The sequence below is a fragment of the Pseudomonas sp. RA_5y_Pfl1_P24 genome (genome assembly GCF_963970945.1).
GTDB classification, from domain to species: Bacteria; Pseudomonadota; Gammaproteobacteria; order Pseudomonadales; family Pseudomonadaceae; genus Aquipseudomonas; species Aquipseudomonas tritici.
Window position 1 is genome coordinate 70,969 of record NZ_CAXAOJ010000015.1, and the last position, 20,912, is coordinate 91,880.

A 20,912-nucleotide genomic window follows, 5' to 3' on the forward strand; every position below is an offset into this window, starting at 1 on the left:
CAGGCTGATGATTTGTTTATTCCCAGGATGGATAGTTACCCATGCTCAAATTCAATGCTCACCTCGGTTTCCAGTTCAACGAATTGCCTTTTCTGCAACGCATCGAAGCCGCCGCCGCTGCCGGTTTCAGGGCGGTGGAGTTCCCATCGCCCTATGAATTTGACGCCAGCCTGCTCGCCGATCACCTGGCTCAATACAACCTGCCGTTGATTCAGTTCGCAGCGCCGGCAGGTGTTACCAAAGGCATCGCTGCCTTGCAGGGCAAGGAGCAGGAATTTCGCGATGGGCTGCGCGAGGCGGCCCGCTATGCGAAGGCGCTGAACTGCTCGGATGTGCACATCATGTCTGGCGTGACCACGCCCCAGGATGAGAGCGCGCCTGCCTACGTCAGTAACCTGGAATACGCGGTCAAGTACCTCGAAGATCAGGGTTTGCGCGCGCTTATTGAAGTGATCTGCCCGCAGGCGATGCCCGGCTATTACATGTCTGACTTCAGCAAGGCGCAACAGGTGCTGGAAACCTTTACGAGTGTCGGGCTGATTCTGGATCTTTACCATGCCCAGCTTTTGACCGGCGACGCAGCCGGGGTGCTGGCGCAGTTTTACGACAGGACCGTCCATGTACAAATCGCCGACAACCCGGGTCGTCATGAGCCGGGCACCGGGACCATGGACTTTGCCGCCTTGTTCGCGGCGCTGGAGCAGCGTGGCTACCGAGGATGGATCGGCTGTGAGTACCGCCCATCCGGCACCACGGTTGAAAGCCTTGAGTGGCTTAAGCCGCTGCGGGCCCAGGTGTTGAAACCCTAGGGGTTATTGCGCGGCAGGCAGCAGGAAGCGGGCGATCACCGGCAGGTGGTTGGAAATACGCAAAGTATCGTCTTGGCGCACCTTCGCTTCCACGCGTTTGATCCGCGAGCTGTAGAACAGGTAATCCAGGGTGCGATCCGGGCCATCAAGGCTTGGGTCGTTGGGGAAGTGCGTCAGCCATTTCTCACGGTCGATGCCACTGGATTGGCTGTTGCTGGGGATCATCGGGTATTTGTCCCACAGCATATGCAGCTCGCTGTCCGGCGAATATTGCCCGCGCTTACCGGCGTCCAAACGCAGGAATTGACCCAGGGGCAGCAGGTTGAAATCCCCGCCGATCAGCCAGGGCGTGCCACGGCCTTCGAGTCTGTCCAGCAGTTTGACCGTGGTTTTGACTTGCTCCTGCACCGCGCTGCGTCCGGGGGCAGCGCCGTCCAGGCGCGTGTTGATCACTGCCAGTTGGCCGCCGTCGCTGAGCGGCAGGTAGGTCAGCAGCAAGGCCGGTTTGGGTCGGAACTGACGGCTGAGGATATTGGCCTCGGGCGCCGGCAATTGCAGGCGTTCGGCGTGTTCGATCTGGTAGCGGCTAAGGGTCGCCAATTTGCGGCCGACGCTGCCGAAGATATGCAGGTTTGGCACAAAGTCGGCTTTCCAGTCGAACGTCTGGGCACTGCAAGGGTAGAGGTCGACCAGGCGTTCCTGCAAAAGGGCGAGCTGGTCCTGGTAGTGGGAAGGCTTGGCGTTTTCGTCGAGTTCCTGCAGCAGCAGGATGTCGGGTTTTTCGTCGCGAATCACCCGCGCCACTTCGTCGAGGCTGGCGGCCATGTCTTCAACCGTGGGGCGATCATCGGGGCCGCTGCCATCGGCGGTGTCGTACCAGAACACGTAATTCTTGCCGGCCAGGTATTGTACGTTCCAGGTCATGACCTTGAGCGCCTGCCCTGGCAGCAGCGTTGGTGCACGCGGCGCGACGCAGCTCACCGGCAGGGTTTCCTTGGCCTCGGGGCGCCAGGTCAGGCTGTAGATCAGTGCGGTGAGCAGGCCTGCGATGATCAACAGGCCCAGCAAGGTTATGCGCAATAAACGGGTCATCGGCTCGGCTTATAGCGTTTCAGGAGTGGCAAGGAGCATATCACCGCGCGTCGGCATCGCCACCGATCAACATGAATAAACGGAACAGCACCACGCTGGTAAACAGTTGCAGGAAGCTGTGGGCGCTGTCTATCAATAGGCCCAGCAATGGCGCCGGTTCTGGATAGGCTGCCACGCTGGCGCCCTTGAGCAGCCACAACGGTGTCATCACGCACAGCAGGCACACCAGGATTCGCCAGAAATGCCCACGGGTCAGGCGGAAGCTTTCCTTCATGGCCTCCAGCGCCGGCATGCCGCGCAGCACCAGCAAGTACTCGGCGAACGCCAGCACCACCATCAGCCACAGGCCCGGCAGGAAATACAGCGACAGCCCCAACAGAATCAGCAGCGTGCTCATGGCCGTCAGCAGGGCGAAACGCGGCCACAGGGTCAGGGCCATGGCCCATACATCCTGGGTGCGCGGCGACTCGCCACGGGTGCGGGCATCCAGGAACAGAATCAACGCGCCGGTGTACAGCGGGTACACCAGCAACCCCACCACCACGCTGTAACCGGGGAACGCGTCCGGGCCGACCATGTGGTTGAGCACCTGTTGCAGCAGGGCTTCGAGAATCACCAGCGGCAAGCATAACTGGACGATGGCGCCCAGGTTGTGTCGGGTGAAACGCAAGGAGTCGCGCAATACGTCTAACGGATTCATCAAGTTCATCGCAGGCCTGAAGGCAAGGGCAACACTTTAACCGATCAAGGCTGGCGGTACGCAAACGTAAACCTTGAGTAAAGACCATTGAAACAACTCGTAACACCCCCATAACTAAGACGGCGCCTGATTAAAGGCGAGACCACGATTTCTACCGGCAATCTAACGAGGTCGCCATGAACAGCGAAGAGCAAACCCTGATCGATGGACTGTTTTCACGGTTGCAGCAAGCCGAAACGGACTCAGCCCCCCGCGACGCCCAGGCCGAAGCGCGGATCAAGGAGCACATGACTCGCCAACCGGCGGCCGGGTACTTCATGACCCAGTCGATCCTGGTGCAGGAACACGCGCTCAAGACTCTCGACGCGCAGAACAAACAACAGGCGCAGCAGATCCAGCAATTGCAGGATGAGCTGCAACGGGCCAAATCCGCGCCACCCGCCGCTTCGGGTGGCGGTGGTTTCTTGTCGAGCATCTTTGGCGGAGGCGGTTCACGTGATTCGCAACCGGCACAGAGCGCGCCAGCCTCTTCCAGCGGCGGTTGGCGTGAACCGGCGCGGCCTTCCTTTGGCCAGCCTGCGCCGCAGCAAAACTATGGCGCCCCGCAGCCGAATTATCAACAGCCTCAGCAAGCGCCAGCCGCTCCAATTGGCAGTGGTTTCCTCGGTGGTGCGTTGAAAACTGCTGCCGGTGTGGCCGGTGGTGTGATGTTGGCAGAGGGCATCAGCAGCCTGTTCAACCACAACTCACAACAGCCGCAAGTCGTCGAGGAAATCATCCGCGAAGAGCCCGCGCCTGCCAGTGACAACGGCAACTGGGGCAACGATGACCAGAAGTTTGCCGGCAATGACAGCTGGGGCAACGACAACGCCTCGGACAGCTTTGCCGACAGCGATTACGCCGACGATTCCTCTTCCTTCGGCGACGACGATTCCTTCGTCTGACACACCGTGATCGGGGTGCTTCGTCGCCCCGGTCTGATTTTTCCCGGAAACGTTCTCGCGGCTGGCATACTGGCAGCCTTTCCGGGCGCTGGCGCCTGGCTGTCATGAGGAAGTGCGGTGAAGAAAATTGCAGTGTTCGCCGATGTGCAAAACCTCTACTACACCGTCCGCCAGGCCTATGGTTGCCACTTCAACTATGCCGCCCTGTGGGCTGACATCAGCTCGCGGGGGCAGATTGTCGAGGCCTATGCGTACGCCATCGACCGCGGCGACAGCAAGCAGCAGCAATTCCAGCAGATCCTGCGCAACCTCGGCTTTACGGTAAAACTCAAGCCGTACATCCAGCGCAGTGATGGCTCGGCCAAAGGCGACTGGGACGTGGGCATCACCCTCGACATCATGGACGCCGCCGACCACGTCGACGAAATCGTGCTGGCCTCCGGCGACGGTGATTTCGACATGCTGCTCGACCGCATCATCCACAAGCACGGCGTTGAAGCCGTGGCTTACGGCGTGCCGGGGCTGACGGCCAACTCACTGATACGCGCTGCCAGTCGCTACGTACCCATCGAAGGCGCGTTGTTGCTCAAATAAGCGCTGCGGCTTAATAAATTGTTAGACGGAGTTGGAACAGGTTTGGAACGTATAGCGGTCATCGACTTTGAAACCACTGGCATCACCCCGAGCAGCCACTGCCGCGCTACGGAAATCGCCGTGGTTATCCTCGAACGCGGCCAGATCGTGGACCGCTACCAGAGCCTGATGAACGCAGGCGTGCGCGTCCCCGGTTTCATCGAGCAACTCACCGGCATCAGCAACGCCATGCTGCGCAGCGCACCGCCGGCGGAGCGTGTGATGAACGAGGTCAACGAATTCGTCGGCACCACGCCGTTGATGGCGCACAACGCCGCGTTCGACCAAAAATTCTGGGATTACGAGCTGGGCCTGATCCGCCGCACCCGTCTGCAGAAATTTGCCTGCTCCCTGCTGCTGGCTCGCCGCTTGATGCCCACCGCGCCCAACCACAAACTTGGCACGCTCAACGCCTTTGCCCAACTGCCCCACACCGGCAAGGCTCACCGGGCGATGGCGGATGCCGAGATGGCCGCTAACCTCACCGCGCACCTGGCCCAGCAACTGCGCGGTACCCACGGCCTGCGCGAACTGTCCCACGAACTGCTGTGCACCTTGCAGAAAGTGCCGGCGGCGAAGATCAATGAGCACCTGAAGAAACATCGCGGGTTCTGATCCAGCCACAATCCCAAAAACACTGAAGATCAAAATGTGGGAGCGGGCTGGCTCGCGAATGCGGTGTAACATTCAGTTTATTCGGCGACTGACACGCTGCATTCGCGAGCAAGTCGAATCGTCGCACCGCCGCTCCCACATTAGTTAGGCGGCGCTCATCGAGGCTGTACACACTCCAGGGCCCGATCCACCACCCCCTTCGCCATCCCCACCAAATGCATCACCGCCCGCTGCTGCGCACTCAGCACCTCACCCGAATCCTGCACCGTCTCCACCGCGCAATGCAGCAAATCCGCCGCATGGGCCAGGGCATCTTCGAAGCTCAGGTTGTCATTCAAGATAAAGTTCGGCGCATCCGGGGCGCAGGCTTTGAGGTAGTAGTCGATGGCTCGGCGATTGAGCAGGGCGTCTTCGCTGAGGAAGTTTGCGTTCGATGTGGAAGTTGCTTTGATCATGTTCAGAACTCCAGAGTATTTGACTCGCTCCTTCCGTCAATTTCGGCTTGCACTTCCGGTCATCGAGGGGCCGATGACGTGGGGCAGATTAGTGGTGCAGTCTTTGCGGAGCAAGGGGTTGAAGCTCGCTCGGAAACTTCCCGCAAGTGAAAGGGAGCGGTCTTGCTGGCCATTTAGAACAGCCCTCTGGTACCTGTTCGTATATCGGGGGAGAAAAAAAGAGAGTTAGCCAAATGAGGGCCGAGATCAGCGAAAAGGTCATCCAACTGTTCGTCGATATCATTGGCTTCATCGACCGCAGCCAAGTGACAGAACAAACGGATTTCATCCATGACTTCAAGATCATTGATGAAGATTTGACCTGCTTCGTCATGCAGATCAAATGGCAGTTCAACCTGCACGCCACTCAGGCAGATTGGGATCACATCACCACGATCAGGCAGATTGTCGATTTGATTGTTGAGCGCTCAAAGGTGCATTGATGCAACTTACGTCATCGCAGGCAAGCCAGCTCCCACCGTTGGAATGCATTTCAACGGTGGGAGCCGGGCTTGCCCGCGATGGCGGTGGGTCAGCCACCACTCTTCCCGATCCCCTCCAACTGCCCCAACGGCACCCGCCGCTCTATCGCGCTCGACAAAATGATCGAGGTCTTGCTGAACCCGAACTTCGCTACCCGATTAATCAGGTTTTCCAGCTCGGGCATGCTGCCCACTGCCGCTTGCATGATCACACATGGATCACCCGTCACCCGATGGCACTCGGTCAGCTCAGGGATTTGCGCCAGGGCGTCGTAGGTCTTTTGGCTGCCATGGTTAGTCAGCCGCAACTCCATCACGCATTGAATCGGCAAGCCGACTTTGGACAGGTCCACCTTGGCCTGATAACCGGTGATCACGCCGCTGGCCTCGAGCTTGGCCACTCGCTCAGCGACGGCGGGGGCGGAGAGGTTTACCTTGCGGGCGAGTTGCGCGTAGGAGGCGCGGCCGTCTTCGAGCAGGGCGCTGAGGAGCAGGCGGTCGTATTTGTCCATGATAAGGCTCCGGTAACGCGTGGCTTTCGAAAACATGGCTTATAGCGCTGATAACCATGCTTTGAAAAGTGTATGGGCGGTTTAAACAGGTTTTGTAACTTATGTTTATCGACCTGCTTTTTTAGAATAAGCCTCCCTACACCTGCCATAGAGCTGACCAATGCCTGGCCCACGTCGCTTTCCCTTACCGTTGATCGCCGCCTTTTTTGCGTTGTATGTGATCTGGGGGTCTACCTACCTGGTGATCCGGATTGGCGTGGAGTACTGGCCGCCGTTGATGCTCGGTGGGATTCGCTTTTTGCTGGCGGGCGCGGCGATGTATGGCTATTTACGCTGGCGCGGGGCGCCGGCGCCGACCTGGGAGCAGTGGAAGGCCGCCGCCAAAATCGGCATTTTGCTGCTGACTTTCGGCAACGGCTCGGTGACGTTGGCCGAGCACTCGGGTGTGTCGTCCGGTGTTGCCGCACTGGCCGTGGCGACCGTGCCGTTGTTCACCTTGCTCTGTGGCTATTTCTGGGGCGCGCGTAATACCCGTCTGGAATGGGCCGGGGTGGTCTTGGGGATTATCGGCATCGCCATGCTCAACATGGGCAGCACCTTGCAATCGAGCCCAACGGGCGCTGCCTTGCTGTTATTTGCTGCCGCTTCGTGGGCATTTGGTTCGGTGTGGAGCCGGCGCTTGCCGCTGCCTCAAGGCGCCATGGCAAGTGCCGCAGAAATGTTGGTGGCCGGCGTCACGTTGTTGATCGGCAGCGTGTTGACCGGGGAGCGCCTGCACGCTATGCCACCGCTGGAAGGTTGGCTGGCCCTGGCCTATTTGGCTGTGTTCGGTTCGATCATCGCCTTTAACGCTTATATGTACCTGCTCAAGCATGTACGCCCGGCGGCGGCTACCAGCTATGCCTACGTCAACCCGGCGGTGGCGGTGTTGTTGGGGATCGTATTCGTGGGCGAGACCATCGGCATGGAAGAAGCCCTTGCGATGCTGGTGATTATCAGCGCGGTGCTATTGATCAGCCTGCCCCAGTGGCGCAAGCCCAAGCCGGAAATAAGGTAAACTGCCGCGCATTACGCGCAGTGCGCTGAATTTTTCCTACGGTAAACACATGACTTTCGCCACACTTGGCCTGATCGAACCCTTGCTGCGCGCCCTTGAGACGCTTGGCTACCAGACCCCGACGCCGGTGCAGGCGCAAGCCATTCCGGCGGTGCTGGCCGGTCGCGACCTGATGGCCGCGGCCCAGACCGGCACCGGCAAGACCGCCGGTTTCGCCGTGCCGCTGCTGCAGCTGCTGACCATGGAAGGGCCGAAAGTCGCTGCCAACTCGGCGCGTGCGCTGATCCTGTGCCCAACCCGCGAGCTCGCCGAACAGGTTCACGCCAGCGTTGCCGAGTACGCGCAAAACCTGCCGCTGACCACTTACGCCGTGTACGGCGGCGTGAGCATCAACCCGCAGATGATGAAGCTGCGCAAAGGCGTCGACATCCTGGTCGCCACGCCTGGCCGCTTGATCGACCTGTTCCGCCAGAACGCGCTGAAACTCAACCAGCTGCAAACCCTGGTACTGGACGAAGCCGACCGCATGCTCGACCTGGGCTTCTCCGAAGAGCTTGCCAACATTTATCGCATGCTGCCGAAAAAGCGCCAGACCCTGCTGTTCTCCGCCACCTTTTCCGATGAGATCCGCCAGCTCGCCGGGCAGATGCTCAACGACCCGCTGACCATCGAAGTCAGCCCGCGCAACGTCGCCGCCAACACTGTGAAGCAATGGGTGGTGCCGGTGGACAAGAAGCGTAAGGCAGAGATGTTTGTGCACCTGATGCGCAAAGGCCGTTGGAAGCAGGTGCTGGTGTTCGCCAAGACCCGTAACGGCGTGGATGCGCTGGTGGATAAGTTGCAAGGCCTGGGTATCAATGCCGATGGTATCCATGGCGACAAGCCGCAAGCCACTCGCCAACGTGCGCTGGACCGTTTTAAATCGAGTGATGTGCAGATCCTGGTGGCTACCGATGTGGCGGCCCGTGGCCTGGACATCGAAGACCTGCCGCTGGTGGTCAACTTTGACCTGCCAATCGTGGCTGAGGACTACATCCACCGCATCGGCCGCACCGGTCGCGCGGGCAATACCGGTGAAGCGATTTCCCTGGTGTGCGCCGATGAAGTGAACATGCTGTCGGCCATTGAGATGCTGACGCGTCAGACGCTGAGCCGGCATATGGAGCAGGATTTCGAACCGGAGCACCGCGTGCCGGACACCGATGCCAGCGGGCAAGTGGTGAAGAAGCCGAAAAAACCGAAGAAGCCTAAAACGTCGGGTGGTGGCGGTAAGCGCAACCTGGGCAAGTGGGTGGACAGCGGGGATGCAGCGCCGGTGGAGCCTTCGATCAAGCCGGTGCGCAAGGTGCCTGTGTTTAATACTGGGCCGCGTAAGAAGAAATAGAGCAGCTATGAGCTGCGAGCCAAAAGCTGCAAGTGGGCACGACGCTGCTCTTGCTTGCAGCTCTAGGCTTGCAGCTTGCAACTGCCTTTAAGCCATTCCAACATCCCACGCCCAGCCGCCCATCCGCTGGCAAAGCATCCCGTCAGTAGGTAGCCCCCCGTCGGCGCTTCCCAATCCAGCATCTCCCCCGCACAAAACACCCCCGGCAATTGCTTGAGCATCAAGCGCTCATCCAACGCCTCAAACGGCACGCCGCCCGCAGTGCTGATCGCCTCATCCATCGGTCGCGTCTTCACCAGCGTCAACGGCAACGCCTTGATATCCACCGCCAATTGCGCCGGATCGTTGAAGTGCTCTGCCGGTGCCAACTCACGCAACAGCGCCGCTTTCACCCCATCCAACCCCAACTGACTGTGCAAGTGCTTGCTCATCGAGCGCGAGCCACGTGGCTTGGCCAAGGCAGCCAGGACCTTATCCAGCGGCTTGCTCGGCAACAGGTCGATGTGCACCGTGGCCGAACCGTCGCGGTTGATCGCTTCGCGAATCGGCGCCGACAGTGCGTAGATCAAACTGCCCTCAATACCGGTGGCAGTGACCACACATTCCCCTAACCGAGGCTTGTCATCCCCCAAGCCGATGGCGACGTTTTTCAACGGCGCACCGGCGAATTTACTGACCATAAATTCGCTCCAGGCCGACACCTCGAAGCCACAATTGCTGGGTTGCAATGGGATGTAAGGCACGCCTTTGTCTTCCAGCAGCTTGAGCCAGGCACCGTCAGAACCCAGGCGCGACCAACTGCCGCCGCCGAGGGCCAGCAACACTGCCTCGCTGTGGACAGTTTTTTCGCCATCCGGGCTGTGGATAAGTAAATCACCCTGGGCATTCCAGCCGGTCCAGCGATGGCGAGTGTGGATAACCACGCCTTGATCGCGCAGGCGCTTGAGCCAAGCACGCAGCAGGGGGGCAGCTTTCATGTCGGTAGGAAATACGCGGCCAGAGGTGCCGACAAAGGTTTCGATGCCCAAGCCATGAATCCATTCGCACAACGCTTCGGCACCAAACCCACGCAACAAGGGCGCCATATGCGGCGCGCGCTCGGCGTAACGTGACAGGAACGCCGGGTACGCCTCGGAATGGGTGATGTTCATGCCGCCCACCCCCGCCAGCAGGAACTTGCGCCCCACCGAGGGCATGCCGTCGTACAGGTCCACGCGCACGCCTGCCTGGCTCAAGACTTCAGCAGCCATCAGCCCGGTGGGGCCGCCGCCGATAATGGCAACGTGAAGAGCAGGGGTCTGAGGCATGGGCTGGGCTACGGTCGCTGAATAGGACGAGCATTCTACCCGAGGACGGCGCAACTGCCTGATCAAAAAATGTACAACTTCCTACAGGCCAGACTGCTTCTGGCTTTCAGGTGCTTACGCTCAAGTTATCCACAGGTGGTTCCACAGGCATTGTGGGTAACGCCCACGGTTCAATGACAACCTGATGACGTCCAGACCCGTTGCGCACTGTGGTGCAGGATGCCGTGGCGGCGGGCGAGGGCCGGGCGGTCCTTGCTGTAGCCGCCGCCGATCACGCCCATCACCGGGATGTCGCGCCCCAGGCAGTGGCGCATGACGCTTTCGTCGCGGGCGGCGACGCCTTCGTCTGTCAGCTTGAGGTAACCGAGGGCGTCGTCTTTATGCACATCGACGCCGGCGTCGTACAGCACCAGGTCGGGCTGGTAGAGCGGCAGCAGGTAGTTGAGCGCGTCGTCCACCACCTTGAGGTAATCGGCATCGCCCATGCCCATCGGCAGTGGGATGTCCCAGTCGCTCTGGGCCTTGCGCGCCGGGAAGTTCTTTTCGCAGTGCAGCGACACAGTGATGGCGTCCGGCGTGTCGTGGAGAATGCGCGCGGTGCCATCACCCTGATGCACGTCGCAGTCGAAGATCAGTACGCGTTTGACGCGGCCGCTCGCCAGCAGGTAGTGGCTGATCACCGCCAGGTCATTGAAGATGCAAAAGCCGGCCGGATAATCGTAATGGGCGTGATGGGTGCCGCCGGCCAGGTGGCAGGCCAGGCCATGGTCCAGCGCCTGTTCCGCCGCGAGAATGGAGCCGCCGACTGCACGCACAGTGCGTCGCGCCAGCGCTTCGCTCCAAGGCAGACCGAGGCGCCGTTGGTCTTCGCGGGACAACTCGCCGCTCATATAGCGCTCGATATACCCAGCGTCGTGGGCCAGGGCCAGAATCTGCGGTGGGCACAGTTGTGGGCGCAGCAGTTGGCTGTCCTCGGTCAGTCCCGTTGACACCAAGTGGTCGCGCAACAGGCGGAATTTGTCCATGGGGAAGCGATGCTCCGCCGGGAACTCGGGGCTGTAGTCATCGTGGTAGATCAACGGCAAAGGCATAGGATTTTCTGACGGGAACCTGCGACGGATCTTACCAGCGCTGTACACTCACGCACATGGCAAGGGAGGGGACCCATGGAGCCGATACTCGAATTGGAAAGCGCACGGCTGGTGCTGCGCCAATGGCGCGACAGCGACCTGCTGGCGTTTGCGCGCATGTGCGCCGACCCGCAGGTGATGCGCTATTTCCCGGCCAAGCTGAGCCATCTGGAAAGCGCTGCGTTGATCGGCCGGGTTCGTGGTCATTTCGCCGAATACGGCTTTGGCCTGTGGGCATTGCAGCGCAAGGACACCGGTGACTTCATCGGCCTTACCGGGTTGCTGAATGTCAGCTTCGAAGCGGATTTTACCCCAGCGGTGGAAATCGGCTGGCGCCTGGCTCACGAACACTGGGGCCTGGGTTACGCCAGCGAGGCGGCGTGGACCGCGCTGCGCTGCGGTTTCGACCGCTTGCAACTGGACGAAATCGTCGCCTTCACCACGGAATCCAATCTGCCGTCACAAAAAGTCATGCAGGCCATCGGTATGCATTACGATCCCCAGGCAGATTTTGAACACCCCAAGGTCGCAGCCGATGACCCGCTGCGCCATCATGTTTTGTATCGCATCACCCGCGCCCAATGGTTGGACACGCTGCACGGATAAGCAGCCCGGAATGCCCTCTCGATTGTTGTAGGAGTTGCTCTATGAGCCAAGTATTGGAAGATCTGGTGGACTTGCTGACCCTGGAGCCGATCGAGGAAAACCTCTTTCGCGGCCGCAGCCAGGACCTGGGTTTTCGCCAACTGTTCGGCGGCCAGGTGCTCGGCCAATCGCTGTCGGCCGCCAGCCAGACTGTAGAAGAAGCGCGGCACGTGCATTCCCTGCATGGTTACTTCCTGCGTCCTGGTGATGCGGCGTTGCCGGTGGTGTATTCAGTGGACCGCGTACGCGACGGCGGCAGTTTCAGCACACGTCGTGTGACGGCGATCCAGAAGGGCCACCCGATCTTTACCTGCAGTGCCTCGTTCCAGTACGACGAACAAGGCTTCGACCATCAGACCACCATGCCCGTGGTGGTCGGACCGGAAAACTTGCCGTCCGAGCTTGAGCTGACCAAACAGCGTGCGCACTTGATCCCCGAACATATGCGCGACAAGTTGCTGTGCCCCAAGCCGATCGAAGTGCGCCCGGTCACCGAAAAAGACCCGTTCAACCCGCAGCCATCCGACCCGGTCAAGTACGTGTGGTTTCGTGCCGACGGCGCTTTGGCCGACGCGCCGGCGCTGCATAAGTACCTGCTGGCCTACGCCTCTGACTTCGGCCTGTTGACCACCTCGTTGCTGCCCCATGGCAAGACCGTGTGGCAGAAAGATATGCAGGTCGCCAGCCTCGACCATGCGCTGTGGTTTCACGCTGACCTGCGTGCCGATGACTGGTTGCTGTACGCCATGGACAGCCCGTGGGCCGGCAATTCCCGTGGGTTCTCCCGGGGCAGTGTGTACAACCGCGCCGGGCAACTGGTGGCCTCGGTGACCCAGGAAGGCTTGATTCGCCATCGCAAGGACTGGGCATGAGCCTGACGGACGTTAAGCACTGGGTGTTCGACATGGATGGCACGCTGACGGTGGCCGTGCATGACTTTGCGGCCATTCGCGTGGCCCTGGAAATCCCGCCCGAGGACGATATTCTCACCCATCTGGCGGCGTTGCCCGCGGATGAGGCGGCGGCCAAGCATGCCTGGCTGCTGGAGCATGAGCGCGAGTTGGCGCTGGGTTCGGTCGCCGCAGAAGGCGCGGTTGAGTTGGTGCGCGAGCTGGCCGGGCGTGGTTATCGCCTGGGCATCCTGACCCGCAATGCGCGGGAATTGGCCCACGTTACGCTGGAGGCGATTGGCCTGGCGGACTGTTTTGCCCTCGAGGATGTGCTGGGGCGTGATGATGCGCCACCGAAGCCGGCCCCGGGTGGTTTGCTGAAACTGGCAGCCGCTTGGGATGTCGCGCCGAGCGAGATGGTGATGGTCGGCGATTACCGCTTCGACCTGGATTGTGGCCGAGCGGCAGGTGCGCGGACGGTGTTGGTTAACCTGCCCGAGAACCCGTGGCCGGAGTTGGCGGATTGGCATGCCGAGAATTGCGTGGCGCTGCGTCGGATGATCTAAACCGGACACCGAAAATCAAATGTGGGGGCGAGAAGCCCCCACATGTTGATCCGGTTTTGTCTGTTAATTTGTGAACAGTACCTTCTGCCCCTCCGGCGACGTAAACATCCCATCCCCGTTATGCCCCACTCCAGGCACTTCCACCCACCTGTGGCCCAACTGCGGATGCCGCTGCTGGAGGTAGTCAAAATAGTTTTGCCCGCGAATCAGGCGATACGCGCCCTGGGTTTCGGCCTCACAGCTTTTATCCAGTGCCGGGTGGTTTGGGTCGATGTCCTGCTGGCCCAGTAGGTAGGTAACGTTGCGTGACACATAAACCCGCTCAAGCTGTTCGGCACTCTGGCCCTTGGCGTAGGCCGGCAGGTGTTGCATGCCATATTTCCAGTCGTTGAAGCCTGGGCAGTTGGCCGCGTCGAACTTCAGCGGGCGCTGCGGGCTGAAGTAGGCGTAGGAAGACGGATTGGCCACCACATAGCGCACGCGAATGCCTTCGGTCAGGAGGGTAGGGTGTTCGTGCCCGGTGACGGCGAAACGCTGGACCACTTGACCGCCGCCTGAGTGGCCAGCCACCACAATTTCTTTGAGGGCCGGGAACAGCGTGCGATTGCCCAGGTGCTTGATGATCTGGTCGAGGGCGCCGTAGGAGCTGATCTGACCTGGGCCGCTCGAGGGCTCGCCGGCCATCCAGTCATTGCCCTTCCAGCGCAGTACCTGGTTGTCCAGGTGGTTGCGCTTCACCTCGAACTCATTCAGAAACTGCGGCGCTATCACCAGCGTCTTGGCAGCTTGGCCTGCGTGCTCGGCGGCGTCTTCACCGCTTTGCAGGTAAGTTTGCGCATTACGCAGGCGACCATGCACGATGATCAATGCACGGGTGACTTGGGGCAGGGGCTGGCGCCAGTCCTGGCTTACGCCGAGGCTGAGGTCACCGGCATCCAGGTGAAAACGATCGGGACTCACGACTTTGACGCCATGTTCGGCGGCCAAGGTGGTAGAGCAGGTCAGCATCAAACCCAGCAGCAATCCCAATCGTTTATTCATCTAGAGACTCTTGGCCGTAAACGTATCGCATTGATTGATCTGGCCCTGGGCGAAGCCAGTCTTGAACCAGCGTACCCGCTGTGCCGAGGTGCCGTGGGTAAACGAGTCCGGTACGACACGGCCCTGACCCTGTTGCTGCAAGCGGTCGTCGCCAATCGCGTTGGCCGCATTCAGCGCTTCTTCAATGTCGCCGGGCTCCAGCCAGTTCAAGCGCTTTTGCGCACGGTTGGCCCACACCCCGGCGAAGCAGTCGGCTTGCAGTTCCTGACGGACCAGCAGACCTCCATCGCCCTCCATTTGCCGACCCTGTTGGCGCGCGGCCTGGATTTTCGACGAGATGCCGAGCAACGTCTGCACGTGGTGCCCGACTTCGTGGGCGATCACATACGCCTGGGCAAAGTCGCCGGCGGCCTGGAAGCGTTGCGACATTTCCCGGAAAAACCCCAGGTCCAGGTACACCTGCTGGTCAGCCGGGCAATAAAACGGGCCGCTGGCCGAGGTGGCGCCACCGCAGGCCGAATTCACCCGGCCACGGAACAGGATCAGTTTCGGATTCTTGTAGGCCAACCCGTTTTCCTGGAACACCTGGCCCCAAGTGTCTTCGGTATCGCCCAGTACGGCCCGCACAAAATCGGCTTGCTCATCGTTGGCCGGCGGCGCCTGGCGCGGCTGTGTACTCACCGACGGTGCCTGTTCCATCTGGCCGGTCAACTGGCCGAGGATCTGCATCGGGTCCTGGCCGGTCAGCCAGCCGATGCCGACGATCAGCACAATCGCCGCCAGGCTCAGGCCTTTGCCGCCACCAAAGCGCATGCCGCCGCCACCGCCGCCGTCACTGCGTGCATCCACCACGTTGTCGCTGCGTCGGCCTTTTTTCCATAGCATGTGGGCAATCCTCTGGGTGATGACAGTGTTTGATTATGGTCGTTATTAGCGGCAATAGCCTTCGCCGGTATCGACAATCAGGCAGTCCTTTTTATCCGCCAGCCATTTCAGCCCGGTGGCGGCACCGTCGCCAGCCCGCAATAGCTGTGGACCGTCGGGGCGGGTGAAGGCGATGCCGTCTTCGGTGGCTTCACCCTTGAAGGTGCCTGAGTCGTCGGCGTCGAGGCCGTATTGCATGGTGAGGATGTAATGACCACGGCCAATGCTGTCGTCCTTGGCGATGGTCAGGTTGAGGCCTTCGACGCCGATCCACTTGCCGACCCATTTGTCGGTGGGCGGGGTCTCTGGCACCAGGGTGGCCTGCACCGAAGCCGGGGCAGGTTTGGGGGCTTCCTTGGCTTCTTGATTGCAAGCGGTGAGCAGGGCAAGGGCAGACAGAACAAAGAGGGTTTTTTTCATAGCGGCAGGGCCTTGGTTAAAAAGTGTGCAACACGGCAGTCAACGTGCAGCGTTGGACTCGAATCCCGTGATTTAGTGCGCTGTTCGCACGGTGTTTGGTTATGCTCTTGGGGCAGACTCCGGCCCGGCTGCTAGATTACCGGGTTGAGCGCTATTTCATTCAGTGCACAGTGTTCAGCCCGCCACGCAAGAGAACTCAATGACCGTCAGTACTCCTCTATCCGGCGTCAACCACCCTTTCAAAGGCATCCTGCTGATTGTGCTGGCGACGTTTCTGTTTTCCAGCCATGACGCCTTGTCCAAATACCTGGCGGGGTTCTACCCCGTCGTGATGGTGGTGTGGGCGCGTTACCTGGTGCATACCTTGTTGATGGCCGGCATCTTCCTGCCGCAATCAGGCCTGCGCGTATTGCGCAGCAAACGACCGGGGATGCAGGTGGTGCGGGCGCTGTGCCTGTTGGGCACGAGCCTGTTTTTTACTGCGGCGCTGCATTACATCCCGCTGGCGGAAGCCACGGCGGTTAACTTCCTCGCGCCGATCCTGGTGACGGCGCTCTCGGTGCCGCTGCTCGGCGAGCACGTGACGCGCGGCCAGTGGCTGGCGGTCATCTGCGGGTTTGTCGGCGTGCTGATCATCATCCACCCCGGCGGCGAGCTGTTTACCCCGGCCGTATTGTTGCCGCTGTGTTCGGCGATGTTCTTCTGCTTCTACCAACTGCTGACGCGCATCCTGAGTAAAGTCGACACCCCCACCACCAGCAACTTCTTTGCCGGCCTGTGCAATACCTTGGTGATGAGTGCGATGGTGCCGTTCTTCTGGCAGGTCCCGACGCTGTGGCATGGCGTGTTGATGCTGGCCCTGGGCACATGCGGGATGACCGCGCACTTGATGCTGACCCAGGCGTTCCGCTTCGCGGCGCCGGCCTTGTTGGCGCCGTTCGGCTATTGCCAGATCGTATTCGCGGGGTTGTTGGGCTGGCTGGTGTTCAACCATACCCCCGACTTGACCACGGTGGTCGGCATCGGGGTGATCTGCATGAGCGGGCTGGCCGCTGCCTGGCAGCAGCGGCGCAGATAGCTCAGGGGGAAGCTCAGACGTCTACGGTAGGAATTCTGCGCGGCGCCATGAAGTACATCCAGGTCAGCGCAATGAAGTACATCGCCGGGATCAGCGTGAACAACACGGTGTAGTTATTGTTGGTCACGGTAAGGATGTGGCCGACGATCTGAGTCATGAACATACCGCCGATGGCCGCGCACATGCCGCCGAAACCAAACACCGTGCTCATCATGTGCTTGGGCGTGTAGTCCATCACCAGGCTCCAGATGTTGGCGGTCCAGGCCTGATGCGCACCAATCGCCAGGGAGATGGCAAACACGGCGACCCACAGCTGGCTGGAGCCGGCAGCCATGATCACGCTGACGATGCAGCAGGCAAACAGCAGCATCGACAGCAGCCGCGCCTTGATCGAGTTCATGCCACGGCCGATCAGGAATGACGACAGAATCCCGCCTCCCACGCTGCCGAAGTCGGCGGTCAGGTAAATGATGATCAGCGGGATGCCCATCTGCGTGACGTTGATGCCCAGGTTGTATTGCTGATTCAGGAACGGCGGCAGCCAGTACAGGTAGAACCAGAACACTGGCGCGGTCAGCGCGTAGGCGATGGCGAAGGCCCAGGTGCCGCGCATGCGCAGGATACGGCTGAAGGGTACGCCGGGTTGTTCCGGTTCGATTTCCCGTTGCACGTAGTCCAGTTCGGATTGTTTAACCGTCGGATGGTCTTCCGGGTTGTAGTACTTCAAACCCCAGAACACCAGCCAGATCGCGCCAAGTGACGCCATGCACAGGAACGCCGCCTGCCAGCCCCACACCTGCAGGATCAACGGCAACAGCATCGGCGTCATCATCGCGCCCACGTTGGTGCCGGCGTTGAAGATACCGGTCGCCACCGCACGCTCACCGGCCGGGAACCACAGGCGCGTGGTTTTGACGCACGCCGGGTAGTTGGCGGCTTCGGTGAGCCCGAGGATGAAGCGACACACCATAAAGCCTACCGCCGAAGTGGCCAGGCCGTGGGCGCCCGTCGCCAGGCTCCACAGCAATACCGCGCAGAAGAACACGCGTTTCACGCCCACTCGGTCGATCAGTCGGCCCTGCAGCACAAAGCCGATGGCGTAGCCGACCTGGAACCAGAAGTTAATGTTGGCGTAGTCCATCGCCGTCCAACTCATCTCTTTGGCGAGGATCGGCTGCATGACGCCTAACGCGGCGCGGTCGATGTAGTTCAGGGTGGTGGCGAAAAACACCAGGGCCAGCATGCCCCAGCGCGTTTTACCCACGGCCAGGGCGCCGCGGATCTTGTCGCCGATGCCGGCGTGCGGGGTGCCCGGGCGCGCGGCCAGGGCGGAGTTTTGCAGAGGCATGAGGTCGTACCCGTTTTTTGAAATTTTTATGGTGTGTTCTGGGTCTGTTGCGTCATTGATGGTGCGCAGTGGCTAAAAAATCGTCAATTCGCCAAACCGGCATAGTGTTCGATAATCGCACTAAAAACTAACCGGTTCGTACATTTTAATTGCTGCGTGTAGGCTGGGGGCGAATAATTTACTGCAAACAACAATTTCCGGGAGTCGCCCATGCAACGTTCCATCGCCACTGTTTCCTTGAGCGGCACCCTGCCGGAAAAGCTCGAAGCCATTGCCGCCGCCGGGTTTGATGGGGTCGAAATCTTCGAGAACGACTTGTTGTACTACGACGGCAGCCCCCGTGAAGTCAGGCAGATGTGCGCCGACCTCGGTATTGCCATCACCTTGTTCCAGCCGTTTCGTGACTTTGAAGGCTGCCGCCGCGACAGGCTGGCGCGCAACCTGGAACGCGCCGAGCGTAAGTTCGACTTGATGCAAGAGCTGGGCACCGACCTGGTGCTAGTGTGCAGCAATGCGTCGGCCGACTGTGTAGGTGACGAGCGCATTTTGCTCGATGACCTGAGCCTGTTGGCCGAACACGCCGGTCGCCGTGGCCTGCGCATCGGCTATGAAGCCCTGGCCTGGGGCCGGCATGTGAACACTTGGCAACAGGTGTGGAACCTGGTGCGTCAGGTTGATCACCCAAACTTGGGCGTACTGCTCGACAGCTTTCACACCCTGTCCCTCAAAGGCGACCCGAGTGCCATTGCCGAGATCCCCGGCGACAAGATCTTTTTTGTACAAATGGCCGACGCGCCGATCCTGGCCATGGACGTCCTGGAATGGAGCCGACATTTCCGCTGCTTCCCTGGGCAGGGCGAATTCGACCTGGCGGGGTTCCTCGCGCCGATCATCAAGAGTGGCTACACCGGGCCATTGTCCCTGGAAATCTTCAACGACGGCTTCCGCGCCGCGCCCACCCGCGCGAATGCGGCGGATGGCCTGCGCTCCTTGCTGTACCTGGAGGAGAAAACCCGCGAACGCCTGAAGCAGGAAGCAACGGTGCAACCGGTCGAGATCCTGTTTGATACCCCGGCGGCCAGCGAATATGACGGTATCGAGTTCCTCGAATTCGCTGTCGATGAAAGCCTTGGCGCCAAGCTCACCCATTGGCTCGAGCGCCTGGGCTTTGTCAAGGCCGGGCAGCATCGCTCCAAGAGCGTGAGCCTGCTGCGCCAGGGTGATATCAATCTGATCCTCAACTGCGAACCCTATTCTTTCGCCCACAATTTTTTCGAGGCCCACGGGCCGTCGTTGTGCGCCACCGCGATCCGGGTCAAGGACAGCGCCAAGGCGCTGGAGCGCGCGGTGGCCTACAAGGGCCAGCCGTATCGTGGCCTGGTCGGGCCCAACGAGCTGGAATTGGCGGCCGTGCGCGCACCGGATGGCAGCCTGATTTACTTGGTGGACCCCAGCGAAGGCACGCTGTACGACACCGACTTCAACCTGCAAACCGCTTCGACGGCCAGCGCAGGCCTGTTGCGTATTGATCATATGGCGATGGCCCTGCCGGCCGACAGCCTCGACAGTTGGGTGCTGTTCTACAAGAGCCTGCTGGATTTCGAGGCCGATGATGAAGTGGTGCTGCCCGATCCTTACGGCCTGGTGAAAAGCCGTGCACTGCGCAGCCGTTGCAGCTCGATTCGCCTTCCGCTGAACATCTCCGAGAACCGCAATACCGCCATTTCCCATGCCCTGTCGAGCTATCGCGGCTCGGGCGTGCACCACATTGCCTTCGATTGCGCAGATATTTTCGCCGAAGTGAGCCGCGCCAAGGAGGCGGGGGTGCCGCTGCTGGATATCCCGCTCAACTATTACGATGACCTGGCGGCACGTTTCGATTTTGACGAGGCGTTCCTCAGCGAGCTGGCGTACTACAACGTGCTGTACGACCGCGACGCCCAGGGCGGTGAGTTGTTTCATGTGTACACCGAGCCGTTCGAAGGGCGGTTTTTCTTCGAGATCATCCAGCGCAAGAATGGCTATGCCGGCTACGGTGCGGCCAATGTGGCGGTGCGCTTGGCGGCAATGGCCAAATCGCGCAGCGGTGCGGTTCGCCAGGCGCGTTTATAACGGCGGGTCCGGTGCTTTCTTTCAGGCCGCATCGCGGCCCATAATCACGGCCTGCACAACACTGGCCGTGAGCGCACCATGACCTCCGAGGCACCCCGCAAGAGTCGTAAGAACAACCCGGAAAAGACCCGCGAGAACATACTCCAGGAAGCCATTGTGGAGTTTGTCCAGCAGGGCCTTTCCGGCGCTCGCGTGGATGCGATCGCCGAGCGCATCCACACCTCCAAGCGCATGATCTATTACTACTTCGGCAGCAAGGAGCAGTTGTACGTCGAGGTGCTGGAGAAGCTCTACGGCGACATCCGCACTACCGAAACCCAGATGAACCTCACCGCGCTGGAACCGCGCGAAGCGATCCGTCGGCTGGTGGAATTCACCTTTGATCACCACGACCAGAACGTGGATTTCGTGCGCATTGTCAGCATCGAAAATATCCACAATGCCGAGTACGTGAAGCGCTCGGATGCGATCAAGGCGATGAACAGCAACATTCTCGAAGCGCTGGGCACGACGTTGCGTCGCGGGGCCGAGATGGGGGTGTTTCGCGAGGGGCTGGAGCCGCTGGACGTGCACTTGCTGATCAACTCGTTCAGCTTTTACCGTGTGTCCAACCGCCATACGTTCAGTGAGATCTTTCAAATTGAGTTGTCGGATGAAGCGATTAAACAGCGGCACCGGGACATGATTTGTGACTCGGTGATGCGCTATTTGCAGGTTTGAGTCCATGCG

Annotated in this window: 23 protein-coding genes; 13 read left to right on the top strand and 10 right to left on the bottom strand. The window is 60.5% G+C overall.

The window, feature by feature from the left end; translation table 11 throughout:
- Positions 1 to 41: 41 nt before the first annotated feature.
- Entirely contained in the window at positions 42 to 809 is a 768-nt protein-coding gene (locus tag AACY30_RS22830) for a hydroxypyruvate isomerase family protein (RefSeq protein ID WP_339416884.1), read from the top strand.
- A 3-nt stretch (positions 810 to 812) separates the two neighbouring features.
- Here the strand turns inward: AACY30_RS22830 and AACY30_RS22835 are convergent, their stop codons facing one another.
- Both AACY30_RS22835 and AACY30_RS22840 read right to left on the bottom strand, forming a co-directional pair.
- Positions 813 to 1,901: an endonuclease/exonuclease/phosphatase family protein gene (locus tag AACY30_RS22835; protein ID WP_339416883.1), complete on the bottom strand. Its 1,089-nt coding sequence runs from the start codon at positions 1,899 to 1,901 to the stop codon at positions 813 to 815.
- Between the two features lie 40 nt (positions 1,902 to 1,941).
- Positions 1,942 to 2,601 carry a YciC family protein gene (locus tag AACY30_RS22840; protein ID WP_339416881.1) on the bottom strand — a complete coding sequence of 220 codons (660 nt, stop codon included), beginning with the start codon at positions 2,599 to 2,601 and terminating at the stop codon, positions 1,942 to 1,944.
- Positions 2,602 to 2,777: 176 nt separating this feature from the next.
- Between AACY30_RS22840 and AACY30_RS22845 the strand changes: the two genes are divergently transcribed.
- The 3 genes from AACY30_RS22845 to AACY30_RS22855 all read left to right on the top strand — a co-directional run bounded on the left by AACY30_RS22845 (position 2,778) and on the right by AACY30_RS22855 (position 4,793).
- Positions 2,778 to 3,545: a DUF2076 domain-containing protein gene (locus AACY30_RS22845; RefSeq protein ID WP_339416879.1), complete on the top strand. Its 768-nt coding sequence runs from the start codon at positions 2,778 to 2,780 to the stop codon at positions 3,543 to 3,545.
- A gap of 117 nt (positions 3,546 to 3,662) precedes the next feature.
- The gene (locus tag AACY30_RS22850) at positions 3,663 to 4,139 is read left to right on the top strand and encodes a LabA-like NYN domain-containing protein (RefSeq protein ID WP_065873655.1); all 477 of its coding nucleotides are present in this window, start codon (positions 3,663 to 3,665) and stop codon (positions 4,137 to 4,139) included.
- Between the two features lie 42 nt (positions 4,140 to 4,181).
- Positions 4,182 to 4,793 (top strand): 3'-5' exonuclease, encoded by a 612-nt coding sequence (locus AACY30_RS22855; protein ID WP_065873654.1) that lies wholly within the window; start codon positions 4,182 to 4,184, stop codon positions 4,791 to 4,793.
- 155 nt (positions 4,794 to 4,948) lie between these two features.
- Here AACY30_RS22855 and AACY30_RS22860 read toward each other — a convergent pair whose 3' ends face one another.
- The gene (locus AACY30_RS22860) at positions 4,949 to 5,248 is read right to left on the bottom strand and encodes a DUF6124 family protein (protein ID WP_339427983.1); all 300 of its coding nucleotides are present in this window, start codon (positions 5,246 to 5,248) and stop codon (positions 4,949 to 4,951) included.
- 233 nt (positions 5,249 to 5,481) lie between these two features.
- On the opposite strand from AACY30_RS22860, the gene AACY30_RS22865 reads away from it, so the two are divergent.
- Positions 5,482 to 5,730 carry an acyl carrier protein gene (locus AACY30_RS22865; RefSeq protein ID WP_339541153.1) on the top strand — a complete coding sequence of 83 codons (249 nt, stop codon included), beginning with the start codon at positions 5,482 to 5,484 and terminating at the stop codon, positions 5,728 to 5,730.
- Between the two features lie 89 nt (positions 5,731 to 5,819).
- Here the strand turns inward: AACY30_RS22865 and AACY30_RS22870 are convergent, their stop codons facing one another.
- Positions 5,820 to 6,281: an Lrp/AsnC family transcriptional regulator gene (locus AACY30_RS22870; protein ID WP_339416871.1), complete on the bottom strand. Its 462-nt coding sequence runs from the start codon at positions 6,279 to 6,281 to the stop codon at positions 5,820 to 5,822.
- Between the two features lie 160 nt (positions 6,282 to 6,441).
- On the opposite strand from AACY30_RS22870, the gene yedA reads away from it, so the two are divergent.
- Together yedA and AACY30_RS22880 are read left to right on the top strand one after the other, a co-directional pair.
- The gene (gene yedA / locus AACY30_RS22875) at positions 6,442 to 7,338 is read left to right on the top strand and encodes a drug/metabolite exporter YedA (protein ID WP_339541154.1); all 897 of its coding nucleotides are present in this window, start codon (positions 6,442 to 6,444) and stop codon (positions 7,336 to 7,338) included.
- A gap of 49 nt (positions 7,339 to 7,387) precedes the next feature.
- Positions 7,388 to 8,722: a DEAD/DEAH box helicase gene (locus AACY30_RS22880; protein WP_339541155.1), complete on the top strand. Its 1,335-nt coding sequence runs from the start codon at positions 7,388 to 7,390 to the stop codon at positions 8,720 to 8,722.
- A 62-nt stretch (positions 8,723 to 8,784) separates the two neighbouring features.
- On the opposite strand, the gene AACY30_RS22885 is transcribed toward AACY30_RS22880, so the two are convergent.
- Together AACY30_RS22885 and AACY30_RS22890 are read right to left on the bottom strand one after the other, a co-directional pair.
- The gene (locus AACY30_RS22885; protein WP_339541156.1) at positions 8,785 to 10,029 is read right to left on the bottom strand and encodes a TIGR03862 family flavoprotein; all 1,245 of its coding nucleotides are present in this window, start codon (positions 10,027 to 10,029) and stop codon (positions 8,785 to 8,787) included.
- A gap of 170 nt (positions 10,030 to 10,199) precedes the next feature.
- A complete protein-coding gene (locus AACY30_RS22890; protein WP_339541157.1) occupies positions 10,200 to 11,120 on the bottom strand; it encodes a histone deacetylase family protein in 921 nt (306 codons plus the stop codon).
- Between the two features lie 75 nt (positions 11,121 to 11,195).
- Here AACY30_RS22890 and AACY30_RS22895 point away from each other — a divergent pair, with 75 nt between their 5' ends.
- The 3 genes from AACY30_RS22895 to AACY30_RS22905 are packed head-to-tail and all read left to right on the top strand — an operon-like array spanning position 11,196 to position 13,260.
- Positions 11,196 to 11,765 carry a GNAT family N-acetyltransferase gene (locus AACY30_RS22895; protein WP_339471404.1) on the top strand — a complete coding sequence of 190 codons (570 nt, stop codon included), beginning with the start codon at positions 11,196 to 11,198 and terminating at the stop codon, positions 11,763 to 11,765.
- A 41-nt stretch (positions 11,766 to 11,806) separates the two neighbouring features.
- The gene (gene tesB / locus AACY30_RS22900) at positions 11,807 to 12,676 is read left to right on the top strand and encodes an acyl-CoA thioesterase II (RefSeq protein ID WP_049711414.1); all 870 of its coding nucleotides are present in this window, start codon (positions 11,807 to 11,809) and stop codon (positions 12,674 to 12,676) included.
- On the top strand, positions 12,673 to 13,260 hold the full coding sequence (locus AACY30_RS22905) for an HAD family hydrolase (protein ID WP_339541158.1): 588 nt from the start codon (positions 12,673 to 12,675) through the stop codon (positions 13,258 to 13,260). Before tesB ends, AACY30_RS22905 begins: the two co-directional genes overlap by 4 nt.
- Before the next feature lie 63 nt (positions 13,261 to 13,323).
- On the opposite strand, the gene AACY30_RS22910 is transcribed toward AACY30_RS22905, so the two are convergent.
- Genes AACY30_RS22910 through AACY30_RS22920 form a run of 3 tightly spaced genes read right to left on the bottom strand, consistent with a single transcriptional unit; the run spans position 13,324 to position 15,645 of the window.
- On the bottom strand, positions 13,324 to 14,301 hold the full coding sequence (locus tag AACY30_RS22910) for an alpha/beta hydrolase (protein WP_339541159.1): 978 nt from the start codon (positions 14,299 to 14,301) through the stop codon (positions 13,324 to 13,326).
- On the bottom strand, positions 14,302 to 15,186 hold the full coding sequence (ypfJ, locus tag AACY30_RS22915; RefSeq protein ID WP_339416855.1) for a KPN_02809 family neutral zinc metallopeptidase: 885 nt from the start codon (positions 15,184 to 15,186) through the stop codon (positions 14,302 to 14,304).
- A 45-nt stretch (positions 15,187 to 15,231) separates the two neighbouring features.
- The gene (locus AACY30_RS22920; RefSeq protein ID WP_339436764.1) at positions 15,232 to 15,645 is read right to left on the bottom strand and encodes a membrane lipoprotein lipid attachment site-containing protein; all 414 of its coding nucleotides are present in this window, start codon (positions 15,643 to 15,645) and stop codon (positions 15,232 to 15,234) included.
- 199 nt (positions 15,646 to 15,844) lie between these two features.
- Here AACY30_RS22920 and AACY30_RS22925 point away from each other — a divergent pair, with 199 nt between their 5' ends.
- Positions 15,845 to 16,723 (top strand): DMT family transporter, encoded by an 879-nt coding sequence (locus AACY30_RS22925; RefSeq protein ID WP_339436765.1) that lies wholly within the window; start codon positions 15,845 to 15,847, stop codon positions 16,721 to 16,723.
- 13 nt (positions 16,724 to 16,736) lie between these two features.
- Here AACY30_RS22925 and AACY30_RS22930 read toward each other — a convergent pair whose 3' ends face one another.
- A complete protein-coding gene (locus AACY30_RS22930) occupies positions 16,737 to 18,071 on the bottom strand; it encodes an MFS transporter (RefSeq protein ID WP_339530865.1) in 1,335 nt (444 codons plus the stop codon).
- Between the two features lie 210 nt (positions 18,072 to 18,281).
- On the opposite strand from AACY30_RS22930, the gene quiC reads away from it, so the two are divergent.
- Positions 18,282 to 20,183: a 3-dehydroshikimate dehydratase QuiC gene (quiC, locus tag AACY30_RS22935; protein ID WP_339471410.1), complete on the top strand. Its 1,902-nt coding sequence runs from the start codon at positions 18,282 to 18,284 to the stop codon at positions 20,181 to 20,183.
- 78 nt (positions 20,184 to 20,261) lie between these two features.
- Entirely contained in the window at positions 20,262 to 20,903 is a 642-nt protein-coding gene (locus tag AACY30_RS22940) for a TetR/AcrR family transcriptional regulator (RefSeq protein ID WP_339416847.1), read from the top strand.
- Positions 20,904 to 20,912 lie beyond the last annotated feature (9 nt).

Bases quoted from the DNA above. Each gene is read 5' to 3' on its own strand.
- AACY30_RS22890 (WP_339541157.1), bottom strand. From the start codon at position 11,120: ATGCCTTTGCCGTTGATCTACCACGATGACTACAGCCCCGAGTTCCCG.
- AACY30_RS22860 (WP_339427983.1), bottom strand. From the start codon at position 5,248: ATGATCAAAGCAACTTCCACATCGAACGCAAACTTCCTCAGCGAAGAC.
- ypfJ (WP_339416855.1), bottom strand. From the start codon at position 15,186: ATGCTATGGAAAAAAGGCCGACGCAGCGACAACGTGGTGGATGCACGC.
- quiC (WP_339471410.1), top strand. From the start codon at position 18,282: ATGCAACGTTCCATCGCCACTGTTTCCTTGAGCGGCACCCTGCCGGAA.
- AACY30_RS22895 (WP_339471404.1), top strand. From the start codon at position 11,196: ATGGAGCCGATACTCGAATTGGAAAGCGCACGGCTGGTGCTGCGCCAA.
- AACY30_RS22830 (WP_339416884.1), top strand. From the start codon at position 42: ATGCTCAAATTCAATGCTCACCTCGGTTTCCAGTTCAACGAATTGCCT.
- AACY30_RS22845 (WP_339416879.1), top strand. From the start codon at position 2,778: ATGAACAGCGAAGAGCAAACCCTGATCGATGGACTGTTTTCACGGTTG.
- AACY30_RS22885 (WP_339541156.1), bottom strand. From the start codon at position 10,029: ATGCCTCAGACCCCTGCTCTTCACGTTGCCATTATCGGCGGCGGCCCC.
- AACY30_RS22840 (WP_339416881.1), bottom strand. From the start codon at position 2,601: ATGAATCCGTTAGACGTATTGCGCGACTCCTTGCGTTTCACCCGACAC.
- AACY30_RS22880 (WP_339541155.1), top strand. From the start codon at position 7,388: ATGACTTTCGCCACACTTGGCCTGATCGAACCCTTGCTGCGCGCCCTT.
- AACY30_RS22835 (WP_339416883.1), bottom strand. From the start codon at position 1,901: ATGACCCGTTTATTGCGCATAACCTTGCTGGGCCTGTTGATCATCGCA.
- AACY30_RS22925 (WP_339436765.1), top strand. From the start codon at position 15,845: ATGACCGTCAGTACTCCTCTATCCGGCGTCAACCACCCTTTCAAAGGC.
- AACY30_RS22920 (WP_339436764.1), bottom strand. From the start codon at position 15,645: ATGAAAAAAACCCTCTTTGTTCTGTCTGCCCTTGCCCTGCTCACCGCT.
- AACY30_RS22870 (WP_339416871.1), bottom strand. From the start codon at position 6,281: ATGGACAAATACGACCGCCTGCTCCTCAGCGCCCTGCTCGAAGACGGC.
- AACY30_RS22940 (WP_339416847.1), top strand. From the start codon at position 20,262: ATGACCTCCGAGGCACCCCGCAAGAGTCGTAAGAACAACCCGGAAAAG.
- AACY30_RS22930 (WP_339530865.1), bottom strand. From the start codon at position 18,071: ATGCCTCTGCAAAACTCCGCCCTGGCCGCGCGCCCGGGCACCCCGCAC.
- AACY30_RS22905 (WP_339541158.1), top strand. From the start codon at position 12,673: ATGAGCCTGACGGACGTTAAGCACTGGGTGTTCGACATGGATGGCACG.
- yedA (WP_339541154.1), top strand. From the start codon at position 6,442: ATGCCTGGCCCACGTCGCTTTCCCTTACCGTTGATCGCCGCCTTTTTT.
- tesB (WP_049711414.1), top strand. From the start codon at position 11,807: ATGAGCCAAGTATTGGAAGATCTGGTGGACTTGCTGACCCTGGAGCCG.
- AACY30_RS22865 (WP_339541153.1), top strand. From the start codon at position 5,482: ATGAGGGCCGAGATCAGCGAAAAGGTCATCCAACTGTTCGTCGATATC.
- AACY30_RS22910 (WP_339541159.1), bottom strand. From the start codon at position 14,301: ATGAATAAACGATTGGGATTGCTGCTGGGTTTGATGCTGACCTGCTCT.